Annotated in this window: 1 protein-coding gene; it reads right to left on the bottom strand. The window is 64.8% G+C overall.

What is annotated here, in order from left to right; genetic code table 11:
* Window positions 1–7: 7 nt before the first annotated feature.
* Window positions 8–250: hypothetical protein (locus MFF64_RS37150; protein WP_238194067.1), on the bottom strand; the 243-nt coding region annotated here is incomplete at its 5' end.

Genomic DNA, 250 nt, shown 5'->3' with positions numbered 1-250 from the left:
CTGAGGCTCAGGCCGCAAAGTAATCTTGCAGGGCACGAACCTGGAGATCGCCTTCTACATAGGCCTTGATCCCTTCGGCCGCCGCCATCGCGCCGGCTAGAGTGGTGTAATACGGCACCTTATGCAAGAGGGCCGCGCGCCGGAGCGAGCGCGAGTCGGAAAGCGCGCCCGCGCCCTCCGTCGTGTTCAGCACGAGCTGGATGTCACCGTTCTTGATCGAGTCGACCACGTGCGGCCGGCCCTCCAGGAC

The organism is Methylobacterium frigidaeris, from assembly GCF_022179185.1.
GTDB classification, from domain to species: domain Bacteria; phylum Pseudomonadota; class Alphaproteobacteria; order Rhizobiales; family Beijerinckiaceae; genus Methylobacterium; species Methylobacterium frigidaeris.
The sequence above is the reverse complement of the archived record's forward strand: the minus strand, read 5'-3'. Positions and strand labels throughout refer to the sequence as shown.